12 protein-coding genes and 4 pseudogenes are annotated in these 14762 nt (G+C 69.4%); 9 read left to right on the forward strand and 7 right to left on the reverse strand.

Going from position 1 to position 14762, the window contains the following annotated elements:
* Positions 1 to 156 precede the first annotated feature (156 nt).
* From ACWCP0_RS28015 to ACWCP0_RS28045, 7 genes and pseudogenes are all read right to left on the reverse strand, one after another.
* Positions 157 to 1173, reverse strand: coding sequence for a LacI family DNA-binding transcriptional regulator (locus tag ACWCP0_RS28015; protein ID WP_451081555.1), 1017 nt, complete (start codon positions 1171 to 1173; stop codon positions 157 to 159).
* A 591-nt stretch (positions 1174 to 1764) separates the two neighbouring features.
* The gene (locus tag ACWCP0_RS28020) at positions 1765 to 3516 is read right to left on the reverse strand and encodes a cellulase family glycosylhydrolase (RefSeq protein ID WP_451081556.1); all 1752 of its coding nucleotides are present in this window, start codon (positions 3514 to 3516) and stop codon (positions 1765 to 1767) included.
* Positions 3517 to 3586: 70 nt separating this feature from the next.
* Complete coding sequence (locus ACWCP0_RS28025; RefSeq protein ID WP_451081557.1) at positions 3587 to 5104, reverse strand: glycoside hydrolase family 43 protein; 1518 nt, start codon at positions 5102 to 5104, stop codon at positions 3587 to 3589.
* Positions 5105 to 5145: 41 nt separating this feature from the next.
* Complete coding sequence (locus ACWCP0_RS28030; RefSeq protein ID WP_451081558.1) at positions 5146 to 7281, reverse strand: alpha-galactosidase; 2136 nt, start codon at positions 7279 to 7281, stop codon at positions 5146 to 5148.
* Positions 7282 to 7549: 268 nt separating this feature from the next.
* Positions 7550 to 7906: pseudogene (locus ACWCP0_RS28035) on the reverse strand (beta-galactosidase trimerization domain-containing protein); the annotation flags it as partial.
* A gap of 7 nt (positions 7907 to 7913) precedes the next feature.
* Positions 7914 to 8084 (reverse strand): annotated as a pseudogene (locus ACWCP0_RS28040) (beta-galactosidase); the annotation flags it as partial.
* A gap of 301 nt (positions 8085 to 8385) precedes the next feature.
* Positions 8386 to 8646, reverse strand: a complete 261-nt coding sequence (locus ACWCP0_RS28045) for a hypothetical protein (protein WP_451081559.1) — start codon at positions 8644 to 8646, stop codon at positions 8386 to 8388.
* Between ACWCP0_RS28045 and ACWCP0_RS28050 the strand changes: the two are divergent.
* From ACWCP0_RS28050 to ACWCP0_RS28090, 9 genes and pseudogenes are all read left to right on the forward strand, one after another.
* A pseudogene (locus ACWCP0_RS28050) lies at positions 8542 to 8760 on the forward strand (glycoside hydrolase family 3 N-terminal domain-containing protein); the annotation flags it as partial. The gene ACWCP0_RS28045 and the pseudogene ACWCP0_RS28050 sit on opposite strands and share 105 nt — an antisense overlap.
* A gap of 70 nt (positions 8761 to 8830) precedes the next feature.
* A complete protein-coding gene (locus ACWCP0_RS28055; RefSeq protein ID WP_451081560.1) occupies positions 8831 to 9082 on the forward strand; it encodes a LexA family protein in 252 nt (83 codons plus the stop codon).
* A 25-nt stretch (positions 9083 to 9107) separates the two neighbouring features.
* Complete coding sequence (locus ACWCP0_RS28060; RefSeq protein WP_451081561.1) at positions 9108 to 9431, forward strand: hypothetical protein; 324 nt, start codon at positions 9108 to 9110, stop codon at positions 9429 to 9431.
* A gap of 247 nt (positions 9432 to 9678) precedes the next feature.
* A complete protein-coding gene (locus tag ACWCP0_RS28065; protein WP_451081562.1) occupies positions 9679 to 10206 on the forward strand; it encodes a GNAT family N-acetyltransferase in 528 nt (175 codons plus the stop codon).
* A gap of 82 nt (positions 10207 to 10288) precedes the next feature.
* Positions 10289 to 10441, forward strand: a pseudogene (locus ACWCP0_RS28070) (IS1380 family transposase); the annotation flags it as partial.
* A 203-nt stretch (positions 10442 to 10644) separates the two neighbouring features.
* On the forward strand, positions 10645 to 10839 hold the full coding sequence (locus ACWCP0_RS28075; protein WP_451081563.1) for an excisionase family DNA-binding protein: 195 nt from the start codon (positions 10645 to 10647) through the stop codon (positions 10837 to 10839).
* Positions 10840 to 10845: 6 nt separating this feature from the next.
* Positions 10846 to 11271 (forward strand): recombinase family protein, encoded by a 426-nt coding sequence (locus tag ACWCP0_RS28080; protein WP_451081564.1) that lies wholly within the window; start codon positions 10846 to 10848, stop codon positions 11269 to 11271.
* Positions 11268 to 13220, forward strand: a complete 1953-nt coding sequence (locus ACWCP0_RS28085; RefSeq protein WP_451081565.1) for a zinc ribbon domain-containing protein — start codon at positions 11268 to 11270, stop codon at positions 13218 to 13220. The genes ACWCP0_RS28080 and ACWCP0_RS28085 overlap by 4 nt, the downstream gene beginning before the upstream one ends.
* 287 nt (positions 13221 to 13507) lie before the next feature.
* Positions 13508 to 14686, forward strand: coding sequence for an acyltransferase family protein (locus ACWCP0_RS28090; protein WP_451081653.1), 1179 nt, complete (start codon positions 13508 to 13510; stop codon positions 14684 to 14686).
* Positions 14687 to 14762 lie beyond the last annotated feature (76 nt).

Here is a 14762-nt window from a genome sequence, read left to right on the forward strand (position 1 = left end):
GGGTGCTCCTGACGGAGTGGTGTATCGACTGGTGTGGTGACAGGTCCGGTCCGGCGGGATCCGTGCCGGGGGAGGGACAAAGGCGCCCGGGTGCCCGGGGTGGGGCAGAGGGCGCCGGGCCGGCGTACGGCCCTGCGCAGGGCGGAGCACCGCGGCTCAGCTCTCGCCCGCCCGGGCCGGGCCGGAACTGGCCCGCACGGTCAGTTCCGGCGGGAGCAGCACAACCTCGTCCGTGTCACAGCCCTTGAGCTTGGCGACCAGGAGTTCCACGGCGCGCCGGCCCATCTCCTGGGCGGGGATGGCCACCGAGGTGAGACGTAGCGAGGCCTGTGTGGCGAGCTCGTCCGGGCAGATCGCGACCACCGACACGTCCTCGGGGACCGCTCGGCCCTGCTGACGCAGCAGCGCGAGCAGCGGCTCGACCGCGGACTCGTTCTGCACGACGAACCCTGTGGTTGCCGGGCGCTCGTCGAAGATCCGGGCCAGGGTCACGGACATCGCGTCGTAGCCGCCCTCGCAGGGCCGGTGCAGCACACGCACCCCGAGCTCGCGGGAGCGGGAGCGCACGCCGTCCAGGGTGCGCTCCGCGAAGCCCGTGTGCCGCTCGTACACCGCGGGGGCTTCGCCGACGACAGCGATGTCACGGTGGCCGAACGTGGCCAGGTGTTCGACACACAGAGCGCCGGTCGCGGTGAAGTCGAGGTCGACGCAGGTGAGACCGGACGTGTCGGCGGGCAGCCCGATGAGCACGGACGGCTGGTCGGTGCTGCGCAGCAACGGCAGCCGCTCGTCGTGGAGTTCGACGTCCATCATGATCATCGCCTCGGCGAGCCCGCTGCCGGTGACGCGTCGGACCGCGTCGGGTCCTTCCTCGCCGGTGAGCAGCAGCACGTCGTATCCGTGCGCGCGGGCCGTGGTCGCCACCGCGATGGCGATCTGCATCATCACGGGCATATACATGTCGGTGCGCAGCGGAATCATCAGTGCGATGATGTTCGACCGGCTGCTGGCCAGGGCCCGGGCCCCTGCGTTGGGATGGTAGCCGAGCTCCGCGATGCTCCGCTCGACCCGCTGTCGGGTGTCCGCGGAGATGGACCGCTTGCCGCTGAGGACATAGCTCACCGTGCTGGCCGAGACTCCGGCGTGCTGGGCAACCTCGGCAAGGGTGACCATCCAGCTCTCTCCAAGCGTGATTGAAGCGCTTCGACTATGCTTCGACGTTGTTCATCGAAGGGACTTCGCGAAGGCCCTGCTGCGGGTAATAAGGGTTGAGATGATCCGACAGTAGCCTCACGGCGTGGGGGTGTCCATAGCTCGTTGAAGCGCTTCGACATGAGTCGTCGACGGGGTAACACCAGGGCCTCGGGTCGCCGGTTCGCCGCAACGCGGGCACTGGCAGGAGGGGGCCAGTGGGACACCGGGCGACACGCGGGGAGACGGCGCGTCAACCTTCCGGCGCGCGCGGCCCCGCTCGAAGCGGGCACGCGCACCCGGTCCGCCGGCCCAATCCGGCGCGACCGGGCGCTGCGGCACACCCCGGAACTTCCGGACGGCGTGCACGTGGGGTCCGACTGGCACACCGTCAGGCAAGTCAGCCATCGGTCAGCTCCTGTACCACGCCCTGTACGCCGCCCACACCTTCACCTTCGGAACGTGGTTGGTGTGCCGGGGAGGACACACGTGGTGTGCGATTGCTTCCGCGTGGTCGCCCGGTTGCCGGGATCCGGTGGACGCATCCCGGCAACCGGGCTCAGGACCGATCGGTCAGGAGGCCGTGCCGGTCACGGATGTTCCCGACTTGGTCACGTGGTACGTGACGGTGGCGCCGCTGTAGAAGTGGAAGGTCAGCTTCACCGGTTCACTGTCGCGGAGTGCGTCCAGGAAGTCGGAGATCAGGATGATCGTGCCGTTCGGGTAGTCCGGCGAGAAGGCCCGGTTGAACTCCTGGAAGGGAGTCCAGTCGGTCGGGCCGGCGTTGCTGCCGTCAGCGTACTTGGCTTCCATGGTCGCCAGTACGTCACCGCGGTACTGCGTGGGGATGGTGAACGAACCGGTCCCTGTTGCGTTCGACAGCACGGGACGGTCGTACGTGACGACGTCGATCTGCCAGGGCAGCCCGCGGGAGAACCGGGCCTGGAGGGTTGCGTTGACGCCGTAGGAACGGTCGCCGGTGAGCCGGGTCAGCGCCGCGGCCGTGAGGGTGAGCCGGTTGCCGGAGAGGGTGTAGTCCCGTCCCGAGACCAGCTTGGTGGCGCCCTGCCACAGGCCCCGGAAGCTGGTGCCGTTCAGGTTGAGCATGAGCGTCTGGGCTGTGATGGGGCTCGACTTCGGTACGAAGACCTTGTCGAAGGAGGCGGTACCCGAGCGGGTGGTCCAGCTCGACTTGATCCAGGCGAACAGGGCGGGGTCCCGCCACTGCAGGGTGGCGCGGTTCAGGTAGGCGAAGGGGTCCCACAGGGCGGTGGTGACCCCGGCGACGCGCGCCGCGTGACCGACGTGCTCGAAGTACTTCAGCGCCTCACCCCGCTCGACGCGGTCGGGGTGGTGGTGGTCGGGCCAGCTGAGCAGACCGTACTCGCCGAGGTAGACGGGGATGCCCTTGGCGACGAACGAGTCGTGCATGCGGGCGAAGGCGTCGTCCAGGTCCTTCTGGGCGGCGGCGTCGTAGTGGGTACCGCCCGCGATGTTTACGCTGAACGGGTACCAGCTGTAGTAGTGCACGGTGGCGACCAGGTTGGGGTCGTTCAGCGAGTCGATCGTGGTGGACAGGGCGTCCATGAAGGGCTGGGAGGAGTTGCAGAACTCTGTGGGCAGCACCAGCAGGCGGTCGGCGTTCCCGCCGCCCGAGGAGCGGACGATGGAGTGGAAGGAGGTGTTCAGCTCTCTGAGGAGCTCGGTCTTCCGCTCGGCCGTGGCGTCGTCGAAGCCCGGCTCGTTGATGCTCTCGAAGAGCAGGGTGCGCGGCTCGTCCCGGAACGTCGCCGAGATCTGGGTCCACAGGGCGTTGAAGCGGGTGAGCACGTTGTCGTGGTCGGCGGGCATCTTCGCGACCCACTGCCACGAGTCGTGGTGGACGTTGAGCACGACGTAGAGGCCCTCGTCGAGCGCCCAGTCGACCACCTGCTCGACGCGGTCCATGAACGCGGCGTCGACGGTGTAGGGAGCGGTGGCGGACTGACGGTCGGTCCAGGTCACCGGTATGCGGACGCTGCGGAAGCCCTCTGCGCGAATGGTCTTGAAAAGGTCTCTGGTGACCAGCGGGTTGCCCCAGGACGTCTCGTCCGGAATGGCGTCCAGGGTGTTGCCCAGGTTCCAGCTGGGCTGCATCGCCACGACGGCGTCCATGGCGTTGCCCGGAACACTGACCGTCGACCGCGACGGTTCCCCGGTGCCGTCGGGTGCGGCAAACGTGGTGCCGCCGGACAGCCCCAGCATGACGACCAGCGCCAGCAGCAGGGCGGCCAGGCGTCCGGATCCGCGGCTTCGATGGTGCGTGGGTGGCGGTGTGGTTTTCACGTGCTGTCCCCTTCTCGGTCGGTCGTGCGGGATGGCTCGATCGGTGGTCCGGAAGAGGGCAAAAGCCGCCTCATGGTGCGAGCGCTTCGTAGTCGAACCAGTCGAAGTGGACGGTGCCTTCGGCGGCGTACATGCCGATGACCCGGCCGGTGAAGCCGCCGGCCACTTCGGTCGACAGGTAGCGGCCGTCGAGCGTCGCGAGCTCGGTGAACGTGCCGTCCGGTTCCCCGATGCCGAGGGAGACGACGTCGGGTCCGGTGCGCGCGTCGTGCGCAGCCGGCGGTTCGGTGATGTTGATGCCGAGGACCACCGCCGGCCCGGTGGGCAGGGGCTTGGAGGCCACGACGGTGCGCAACGAGCCGACGCGCGCGATCACCCGGACGTCCGTGGCGGATGCCTCGATCTCGTAGTGGTGCCGCTCGTCGAGGCGGATGGCGAGGCCGCCGCGTCCCGATGCGGGGTCGACCAGGGTGCGCGCCCGGCACGACAAGTGCTGCTGGCGCCGGCCGGCGAACACGACGTCCCGTTCGTCCAGGGAGCCGCCGCGAGCCCGGAGCGTCAGCCATCCGGAGCGCTCCTTGGTGCTGTAGTGCTCGGCGGGGCGGTCACGGGGGGAGATCCAGGACGGTCGCACTTCGTTGAGGTCGAAGTCGTCCCGGGAAGCCTCGACGGGGCCGGGGAGGAGCGGCCATCCGGGAGCGGGCGCCTCCAGTGGCACCTCGCCGACGACCGGCCAGCCGTCCGCCCAGGTCACGGGTGCGAGGAACGTTTCGCGGCCGAGGACGTGCCAGCCCGGGGTGCCGCCGCGTGGCCGTACGCCGAGCAGCACCATCCACCAGGAGTCGTCGGGGGCCTGCACGAGGTCGGCGTGGCCGGTGTTCTGGATGGGGTGGTCGGTGCTTCGGTGGGTGAGGATCGGATTGGCCGGGCACGGCTCGAACGGTCCGGTGGGCGTACGCCCGCGGGCGATCGAGACACCGTGGCCGCGCTCGGTGCCGCCTTCGGCCATGAGCAGGTACCAGTAGTCGCCGATCCGGTACAGGTGCGGCGCCTCCGGGGCCTTGGCACCGGGCGTGCCGGACCAGAGCCTGTGCGGTGGCCCGTACGTCTCCCCGGTGGACGGGTCGATACGGACCTGCGACACCCCGGCGACCGTGCACCAGCACGTGCCGTCCTCGTCCCAGGCCAGGTCGGGATCGATGCCGGGCACCCCCGGGGCCCGGACGGGATCCGACCACGGTCCGGCGGGGTCGGTGGCCGTGACGATCAGGTTGCCGCCGCGCTCTCTCACATCGGTGACGATCAGCCAGAAGCGGCCGTCGTGATGGCGCAGGGTGGGGGCGTAGATCCCCGCGGAGGACGGCAGATCCGCGGGCAGGCACAGTTGGCTCGGCCGGTCGAGGGCGTTGCCGATCTGTGTCCAGTGGACCAGGTCGCGGCTGTGGAAGAGGGGGACGCCGGGGAAGTACTCGAAGCTGGAGCACGCGAGGTAGTAGTCGTCGCCGACCCGGCAGATGCTGGGGTCGGGGTAGAAGCCGGGGATCACGGGGTTGGCGAACGTGCTGTCCGCCTGGTGCTGGTGGGGCACCCGCTCTGTCCTTTCGTCGGATGAGGCGTTGTGCCGGCGGCTCATGAAGCGTCCGGCACGATGGGGGCGATGCGGAGCAGTACGGCGGACGGCGCGATGGGCAGCGTCAGCGTCAGCTCGGCCGGGCCCGCGTTCCAGACAGGGGCGGCCCGACTGACGGAGGGATAGAGCACATCGACACGGGCCGCGCTCCCCCGCAGGTGGGGTATTCGGAGGGTCGTGGCGGCTTCGGCACCGGGGCGGCGCCAGGCGGCGACGTAGGTGGTGGCGGGGGTCTGCAGGGCCAGGGCAAGCCACGGGTCGTCCCAGGCCGGCAGGCCGAGCGGCCAGGAGGGCACGGCCTGCGGCAGGCCGGCGCGGATGGTCTTGTACACGGCGACGGCCTCGTGGACGAGGGCGCGGGCTTCGGGCCGCAGTTCCGGGATACGGCCGGAGAGGTGGATGCGGCCGAGGAGTGCGTTGGTCATCGTGAAAGCCACCTCGTCGAGGGAGTCCTCCGGCTGCGGGTAGGCCCATACGGCGCCCTGCTCCGGGGTGACGGCAGTGGGTGCGGAAGCCGCGATGGGCGCGTAGAGCCGCATGTCCTGCTGGTCGCTGGTGGACTGCAACTGCAGCCGCGAGAGCAGGGCGTGGTCCCACCGCATACCGCCGGAGGAGCAGTTCTCCACCACCAGGTGAGGGTGGCGGTCGAGGATGCCGTCGAGCCAGTCGAGGTGGGCGCGGTTGTGGCCGAGCAGCCCGGCCGCGGGCGCCTCGCCAGGGTGGCTGCTGGTGCCGGAGCCGGGGTCGATGTTGTGGTCGAGTTTGAGATAGCCGACACCCCATTCGCCGACCAGGCGGTCCACCACGTGGTCGAGGTGGGCGCGAGCTGCAGGGTGACGCAGGTCCAGGTGGTGCCGGCCCACCTCGGTGACGCGCACGCCGTCGCGTCGGAAGAACGCCTCCTCGGGCAACGACTTGGCCACGGGGCTGTGCACACCGACCACTTCCGGCTCCAGCCACAGGCCGGGGACCATGCCGCGTTCGCGGATGCGGTCCAGCACCTCGTGGATGCCACGTTCTTCGGGGAAACGGGAGGCTGCCGGTTCCCAGGCGCCCACCGAGGTCCACCAGCCGCCGTCACCGTCGTCGTACCAGCCTGCGTCGATCACGAAGTACTCCGCGCCGGCCTCGGCCGCCGCGTCGATCAGTGGCAGGAGTTTGTCGGTGGTGGGGTCTCCCATCAGGCAGTTCATGTAGTCGTTGAAGATGACGGGCAGGCGCCGGTGGTCGGCGTGCGGGCGGCGCGTCGCTCGGCGGTAGCGGGTCAGCGCGGCGAAGGCCGCATCGGGTCCGCCGTCGGCGCCGAAGGCGAGCGCGGCGGGTACCGTGCGGAAGGCGCCGCCGGGCTTCAGGGCGTGGCGCCAGCCGTGGTGGGTGTCACCGGGGCCGAACAGCGCCAGATACACGGCGTCGTCACGTTCGCCGCACTCCCAGCGCCAGCCGCCGCCGTTGTGCTCGATCTGCCACACCCAGGTCCGGCCCGTGCGGCGGTCGGTCAGTCCGCCCATGGGCAGGCGTCCGCAGCTGGACCAGGTGCCTTGCCCGGTCTGGGCGAAGCCTCCCTTGCCGTTGGGGTAGCGGACCCGTCCGCTGAGGACGGGCGAGGTCAGGCGCATGGGCCTGCGCTGCCAACGGCACTCGGCCAGCCAGTCGTTCTCCGCCCACAGCAGGTCCGCGGCGTCGATGGCGGCCGGACCTTCCGTGGTCAGGCAGCCCGCTACGAGACTGCTGACGGACTCCAGATGCAGCGTGCGATCCCCCTCGTTGCGCAGGGTCACCTCGCTGCGGAGCGCGGGCACGCCGTCCGGTGACCGATAGACCACCTCGGCCACCAACCCCGTCCCGGGATCGTGGAGTTCGATGGTCAGCACATGCCAGTCACCCGAGCGCACCGCGCTGTGTCCGCGGTGGCGGAGCCGTGCGCCGATCGCCGTGTCGATGAGGCGGCTGCCCGACCAGTCGCGGCCGTGACCCGCGGCCGTCACCTCGACCAGGGGCAGTGGTGTGCGGGGACCGCCGGCCGTCTCGCCGGGCAGGGCGAGGCGCGTCAGACGGACCGTGTCCTCGTCGCCGAGAGCGATGTCGACTTCCAGGGCATGGTGGCCCCAAGAGAGGGTCCGCTGTTCCGTGGTCATGGTGGCCTTCCGTGTCAGGGCCTGCGCAGCACCGCACAGCCGCCGGGCGGCAGTTCGTGTGCGGTGGTGGCGGTGAGCGGTCGTGGGCCGGGTCCGGCAGGGGCACGGCGTCGGCACGGTGGTTGATCAGGACGTGCCGGCGGCGTTCGTCAGGTGCGTGGCGGGTGACGGCTTCGACACCGGTCGGCAGACCTGGTACGTCCGGTTGGACGCCGGCCTCCTTCAGCAGCCGGCCGACCAGAGCGCGGTAGTCGGTGTCGTCGAGGCGGGTGGAGAGGTACCAGCCTTGTCCGGTGCCGAAGCGGTGCCGGGTGAGCGCGGGGCTGCCCGCGAGCATGCCGTGGGTGTAGGTGGCGAGCGTCTCGGCGCCCTCGGAGCGAAGGGACTCGCTCCAGGTGGTGCTGTGCGTGCCGTCGGACAGAACGATCCGCTCGCTGCGCCGCAACGGGCGGTACTCCTCGACCCGGACACCCAGCGCCTCGCGCAGCGGCTGGGCGGGGTAGCCGCCGAGGGTGGGAGGCGGTCGTCGACGAACCCGGCCGCATGGTGGACCAGCAGGGTCCCACCGCCGATGACATCGCTGAGGCGATGCGACGGGAAGCGTCGCGGTAGGCGGGGGCGGCAAGGTAGTAGGTGTCCCGGCTGCCGTGGGTGAGGCACCGGCAGCGCGTCGGGGTGAACCAGGGCGGCGGCGAGGCGGTCGGGGTGGCGAGGTCGACGGCCACCCCGTTCGCGTGCAGTCGGTCCAGGTGGGCGTCGGGTGATGTCGTAGCGCCCCTCCTCCGGCTCAACTCGTGACTCATGGCGGCGGCCCTTCCCCTTTGGAGTGTCGAAGCGCTTCACCTGAAAGGCGAAGGTAACGACGTGTTTCGAGCGAAACAAGGAGCAGGGACAAAGAGAGTTTGTTCGTTCCTGGCCATTGACAGCTCAGCAGAGGGAAGTCCCAGCGTCGATGCGCTTCGACAATGGTCGTGCTGTCGACTTCACAGTGACCTGAGACCCGAGTTCACAACCGCCGTCCGCGCCCAGCCTGTCGAGGGGTTTGATTCCGTGCGTTCTCCGTCCCTGGCCACCGCCGACCGGCCACCCTTCCGCGACCCCGCGCTAGCGATCCACAAGCGTGTCGACGATCTGCTGGAACGGCTCACACTCGATGAGCGGCTCGCCATGCTGCATCAGTACGCGCCGGCGGTGCCACGCCTGGGCATCGCCTCCTTCCGGATCGGTACCGAGGCGTTGCACGGCGTCGCCCGGCGCGGCGTGGCGACGGTCTTCCCGCAGGCCGTGGGGCTCGGCGCGACCTGGGACGAGGATCGGGTGCACCAGGTCGCGGCGGCCGTCTCGGCCGAACTGCGTGCCTTCCACCGGCACCGTCCGCCCGCGGCGGGCCCGGGCACCAACAGCCTGCAGGCATTGGCACCCGTGCTGAACCTGCTGCGCGACCCGCGATGGGGGCGCAACGAGGAGGGCTGCTCCGAGGATCCGCTGCACACCTGCCGCCTCGGCACGGCCTACTGCCGCGGCCTGACGGGCAACGATCCGGCCTCGGGTGGTCCACCTCACCGACCAGCAGGAACGCATCGTGCGATGCATCCGGGAGTGGATCACGGAGCGCGGGGAGGCGCCGACCGTCGTGGAGATCGGCCGGGAGGTCGGGCTGCGCAGCCGGGCGTCCGTCCACGAGCAGCTGGTGAAGATCGAGGAGAAGGGCGCCATTGTCCGCGAGCCCGGACGCGCGCGGCATCCGGCTCGCGAGGTGAGCGTCAAGCGGGGGTGCGCGTTAGGCCGGAGCCTCACATGAGACCGGCCCTGCCCCTACTCTGGCAGTGACGAAGCTGCTAGCTAAGGCCGTCACTCCAGGCCAGCGGTACCACTTCACCGTCCGCCTGGCAAACACCGGCGCCCGCCCCATCTCCCTGCACCCCTGCCCGCGTTACCGCGTCCAAATGGCGAAACTAGTAGAAAGCGGATACCTCAACTGCGCCGGGGCCCCCGACGCCATTCCCCCAGGGACCCACCTGGACTTCGCCATGCAGATCGGCACCCTCTCCTCCCCGTATGGACCGGCCGCCGACCTGACCTGGCACCTGGGCAGCGAAGGAACCGAAGGAGCCGGCGCCACCGTCCGCGTACCCATCAAAGAGAGTTGACCCCGCCGTTTCGGTTGAGATGAGGCCGGAAGCGGGGAGGAAATACGAAAGTGTCTTCTGAGCTGGGACGATGAACCTTCTCGAGGGGTTCTGTCGGTCCAAGCGGAGGGCACTTTCTGCGTGCAGGGTATCGAGAACACGAGCTGCGGGATCGACTCGATCCTCCGGCGGGCGTAGGGTGCGGCGGCGCGGGCACCCTCGCATAGGCTGGCCGTCTCATCCGACGCGCCGCGACGAGGATCAGCCCATGCGCAGCAGCACCAGGATCCGCCTGATCGAGCCCACCGACGCCGCCCCGATAGCCGCGCATCGGGTGCGGGACTTCGAGGCTTTCCGGCCGTGGGAACCGGCCCAGCCGGCCGACTTCTTCACCACGGAGGGCCAGGCGGAGCGGATCGACAGCCTGCTGGCCGGATACCGGGCCGGCTCGGTCTGGCCGGGCGTGGTGCTCGCCGACGACCAGGTGATCGGGCAGGTCACCGTTGGAGGCATCCTGCCGCAGCCGCACCTGCGCCGCGGCTCCGTCGGATACTGGATCGCCAGCGTCGCCCAGAATCAAGGGCACGCCGGGCACGCCGTCGGGCTTGTACTCCGGGTGATGACGGACGAACTCGGGTTGCACCGCGCCGAGGCGTCCACCAATCTGGAGAATCTGCCGTCGCAGCGGGTGCTGCGCCGCAACGGGTTCAGCCCGTACGGCGTCGCGCACTCCTCGATCTTTCTCGACGGGAGCTGGCGGGACGGGCTGCTGTGGGAGCGGGTCCTCGGCGACTAGCCTCGCCGTTTCGGTTGAGATGAGGCCGGAAGCGGGGAGGGAATACGGAAGTGCCTTCTGAGCTGGGACGATGAACCTTGTCGAGAAACGTCGCTACCGACTGCTACACGTTGCCGCCCGCCTCACCCGCGGTGGACGCCGCCTCCGCCTGCGGATCTCGGCGACCTGGCCCTGGAGACACGAACTGGCCACGGCTTTCCACCGCCTTGCCGCACTGCCCCGACCGATTGACTGACCTGCGGCCCCCCGGGCCCACCCACGATCCGACGGACCCGGAGAACCCGACCATTGCGCCGGGACTCCACCATGCCCAGGCAACAGAATCGCCTCGATCACCCAACAGTTGATGATCAACGCAGCCGCCTCAGCCCAACCGAAACGGCGAGGCTTACCAACTTCATTAGTTATCCCTAGTGTTGTGCATGTATGGTCGCGTGCGTGGAGTTGCTGCGTATGTCCAAGGCTGCGAAGCGTCTCGGGATACACCCGATGACGCTTGGCCAGTGGGCGTTGGACGGCAAGATCCCGTTCACGTGGGTCGGCCGTGAGCGCCGTTTCTCCTCCGTGGACGTGGAGAACATGAAGCGTGGTAGCGACTCCTCAACCGCCCGTCTGCGCCTGGAGTTGCTGTAGGTGCGCGTGTCCGGCTCGTCCGGGCAGGAGTCCTCTCTGGGGGCACAGGAGGCCGAACTGCGGGCCACCTCGACCGGTGAGATCGTCAAGGTCGTCCGGGACCGTGGCTCGGGCCTGAAGGAGAACCGGCCGGGTCTCAACCGGGTGTTGGCGATGGTGTCGGACGGCTCGGTGACCGTGGTCCGCGTCACCCATGAGGATCGGCTGGCCCGCTTCGGGGTGGGCTGGCTGAAGCGGCTGTTCGCCGTGTACGGGGTCACTGTGGAGGTGCTGCACCCGAAGAAGCTCGGGGGCCGGGTCGAACTCCTCGAAGACTTCGTCTCCCTGGTGACGACGTTCGCCGGGCGCCTGTACGGGATGCGCAGTGCGGAGAACCGCAAGCGGTTGCTGGCCGAGTCCGGCCAGTGCAACGACGAGGGCCGTGCCACGTGAGCCGGAAACTGCCGCTCGCCGACGGCGAGACCTCCCGCACCGCATGCGCCCGCGCCCTCATCCGATCGGGCGTGGACGAGGAGACCGGCGAACTCCTCACCGCCAGGGCCCTGGCCGAACGCGCGGGCTGGTGCACCGAGCTGGTAGCCGGCATGTCCGGCACGCTTCTGGCCGAGCACTGGAACACCACCGACGTGGACACGCTCGCCTCCGGCCAGGATGCGGGCGGCAGGAAGCTGCCGTCGAACGCCTGGATGGCGCTGCGCCGCCTCGGCTGGACCGCCGCCTTCGAGGCGAAGGTGAACGACCGGATCGTACGCATGGCCCAGGAACAGGCCGGGCGTGCGCTGCGGTCGGTCAAGTGGCGCGCCGACCTGCTGGCCGGAGTCCTGGCGGCCTGGCCCGCCGACCCGAAGAAGCGCACCCCGCAGGAGTGGGAGCGAGTGCGCGCCGCGATACCGGGCGGCGAGTACCTGCCATCCAGCATCATCCGCTCCCGCACCCGTCAGATCATCTCCTTCGAGCGCAAACACGGCCGTCTCCCGGCCGACGTGTTCGAGCTGGAGCCCACCCCGCGTGTGCCGCGCATGCTGCTCCTCGCCGCCTGCGACGGGCAGCAGGCCACCATCGAACGATCCGCCACGGAGCCGACGAAGGCCCTGCTGCGTTTACAGCTCCCCACCCGGCCCGACCCACAGGCATACCGTGACTGGACCTGGGTCGAGTGCCCCATCACGCTGCCGCCCACGGTCCCGGCGAACGCGGTAATCCACCTGCCCACCCTGCGCATCACAGACCGGAAGGTGCGCGCTAACCTCGCCTACACCCACCCGGTCCCGAAAGCCCAGCGCACCGGCCACACCGTGGCCTTGGGCGTGGACTGGGGCCTCAACACCCTCCTCAGCGAGGGTGCTGCCCGGCTCCACCAAGACGGGCGGATCACCGCCCTCGGGGCAGGCGCCCAGTTCCGGGCCGCCGGGGTGCTCGCCAAGCAGTACCGGCTGCGCCGCATCTCCGAGCGCCTGCACGCCAAGACCGACCACTACGCCCGGCTCGCCGACAACACCTTGGACGGCAAGGCCGCCACCTTGGCGGAGGAGATCCGCCGCGTCTGCGAGCGTCGCTCCAACCTCAACGACGCGTTGGCGTGGGCCGCCGCCCGCTGGGCCGTCGATCAGGCCGTTGCTGCCGGGGCCACGGTCATCTACCTGGAAGACCTGCGGTCGATGGAAGCCGGGGGCATGGGCCGCACCCAGAACACCCGCCTGTCGCAGACTGTGCGCGGGCAGATCGCCGACCGCATGCGGCACCTCGCCGCCGAAGTCGGCATCGCCGTGGTCACCGTTCCACCGCGCAACACCTCCAAGCACTGCCCCTGCTGCTTGACGCCGCTCCGCCACCGCAAGGCACCGGACCGGCCCACCGTGTCCGGCTGGAAGTGGGCCATCTGCCCCGGCTGCGGCTGGCAGGGTGACCGAGACCAGGGCGCTTGGCGGCGTATCGCTGCACGCGGCCTCTCGCACCAGGCCAAGACCGTTGCGGACCGCGCCAGCGGCGCCATGGTGATCCGCGCCGTGGTGGACACCATGGAGGCCAAGGCCGTCATCACGGCCGCCCCGAAGACCAGCCGGACGGACCGGTCGAAGACCGGCCCCACCCGGCCGCGAACCAACCGCCTCACGCCCAGGCGACGTGAGGTTCCCTCCCCAGCACGGCCTTCCGGTCGTACTGACAAGCGTCCGGAGGGACACGCACCAACGGGCCGGACCCGGCTGCCCCGCGCAGCCCACCGGCACCAGGGCGTGACCACGATCAGCACACCCACCAACCGGCACAAGCCGCGAGGGGCAGCACTGGGCGCGGGATTCCATCTCCACGCTCATGCTGCCCCGCCCAGGTGGGCAGAACCCACACCGGACCTTACGGTTCGCATGGGTTCGCTTAGCTGATCAGAGACGCTAGGTGACATCCTGGATCGACGTGGCAGGGTACGCCTGCGCTGGGGAGATGGCGTGGAAGTGGCCGGAGCGAACTCCGGCCACGGCGGCATCAAGGCTGCGAACCGGTGCCATTCGTGGCGTACCGGCGAATGATCGGCATGTAGTTGAACAGCGGCGATGGACGATACGTGAGTATAGGTATGGAACCTCCCGCGCTCGTCCCTCCACCGCTGGAGCGATTACGCTCCGCGGTGTCACGATCACCTGAATCCGGCGCGTCGGTCGGCCCGTCGCGGTTGGGCTGGTTGGACGCGTTGCGCGGCATCGCGGCACTGGTCGTGGTGTTCGACCACTCGTCGTACTCGTTCATGCCGGAGTTCCGGCGGGAGCTGATGCCGGAGTTCAACACCAGCCGGTACGGCATCATGGTGTTCTTCCTGGTGAGCGGTTACATCATCCCCGCGTCGCTTGAGCGCCGGGGCTGTGTGCGGACTTTCTGGATCGGGCGGGTATTTCGTATGTACCCGCTGTGGGCGGCTGTTGTCATCCCGGCCCTTGTCCTCAGCCTGCTGGGCATCGCGGATATCCGCGCTGACTTCGGTCAGCAGAGCGCTGTCACAGTGGCCGCCGCCCATGTCACCTTGCTGCAAGAGCTGCTGGGGACGCCCAACTTCCTCATGGTCCTGTGGACGCTCTCGTATGAGATGGCCTTCTACCTGCTGGTCGTTGCTCTATTCACGGTCCGCCTTCACCAGCGATCCGCAGCGGTCGCCGTCACCCTGGCCGTGCTCGCCGCCGTAAGCGTGACGGCAGGAGTCGTGTTGCCGGTCTCCGCTCTCTCGGGCACGGTTGGCACTGGCCCGCTGGTCGCGCTCGCATCAGTCGTCATGGTGGCTGCCATCTGCTGTGCGAGCGCCGGGTCACCGGTGCTTCGCGTGTTCGGGGGCGTGTTGGGCGGCGTGCTGGCGCTCGTCCTGGTCCCGTTCAACGGCACGGTCCCCATGTGGGAGGGTCTGACGGTCCTCGCCGTGATGTTCCTCGGCACCGCCGTCTACCGGGCCGAGCACGGTCAGAGCACCTGGCCGTGGGCGGCCTGCACAGCCGTCTTAGTGATCGCTTGCGCCGTGGGAAGCGCGTACGAGTACGGCGACGGGTCCCATTTCACACGGCGCGGCTGGATCGTGGCATTTCTGCTGGCCGTGTTCACCTTCGGCGTCGGGCTGGCGTTGCGACGCCGGCGGGTACCGCGCTGGCTGGCCGGACTGGGAACGATCAGTTATTCGGTCTACCTGGTGCATCCGGTGCTGCTGGCGGTGACCGACGGCACGATCGGCCGGTTGCAGCGGGATAATCTCGCCCTCGAAGCGGCTTTCTATACAGTTTTGTTGCCGCTGTGCGTATTCACCTACCGATACGTAGAAGCTCCGAGCCAGACCTGGGGCCGGAAGCTGGCACGCCGCGTTCAGCGATGGTGACGAGCATTGTTGTCAAACGAGTGCCGAAAGCGAAAGTCCCCTTGGGTACGTTACGGAGCCCCGGACCGTTTGAGGT

The sequence above is a fragment of the Streptomyces sp. NPDC001970 genome, from assembly GCF_053594115.1.

Excerpts from the sequence above, each read along its gene's own strand:
- ACWCP0_RS28015 (WP_451081555.1), bottom strand. The coding sequence starts at position 1,173 with ATGGTCACCCTTGCCGAGGTTGCCCAGCACGCCGGAGTCTCGGCCAGC.
- ACWCP0_RS28065 (WP_451081562.1), top strand. The coding sequence starts at position 9,679 with ATGCGCAGCAGCACCAGGATCCGCCTGATCGAGCCCACCGACGCCGCC.
- ACWCP0_RS28030 (WP_451081558.1), bottom strand. The coding sequence starts at position 7,281 with ATGACCACGGAACAGCGGACCCTCTCTTGGGGCCACCATGCCCTGGAA.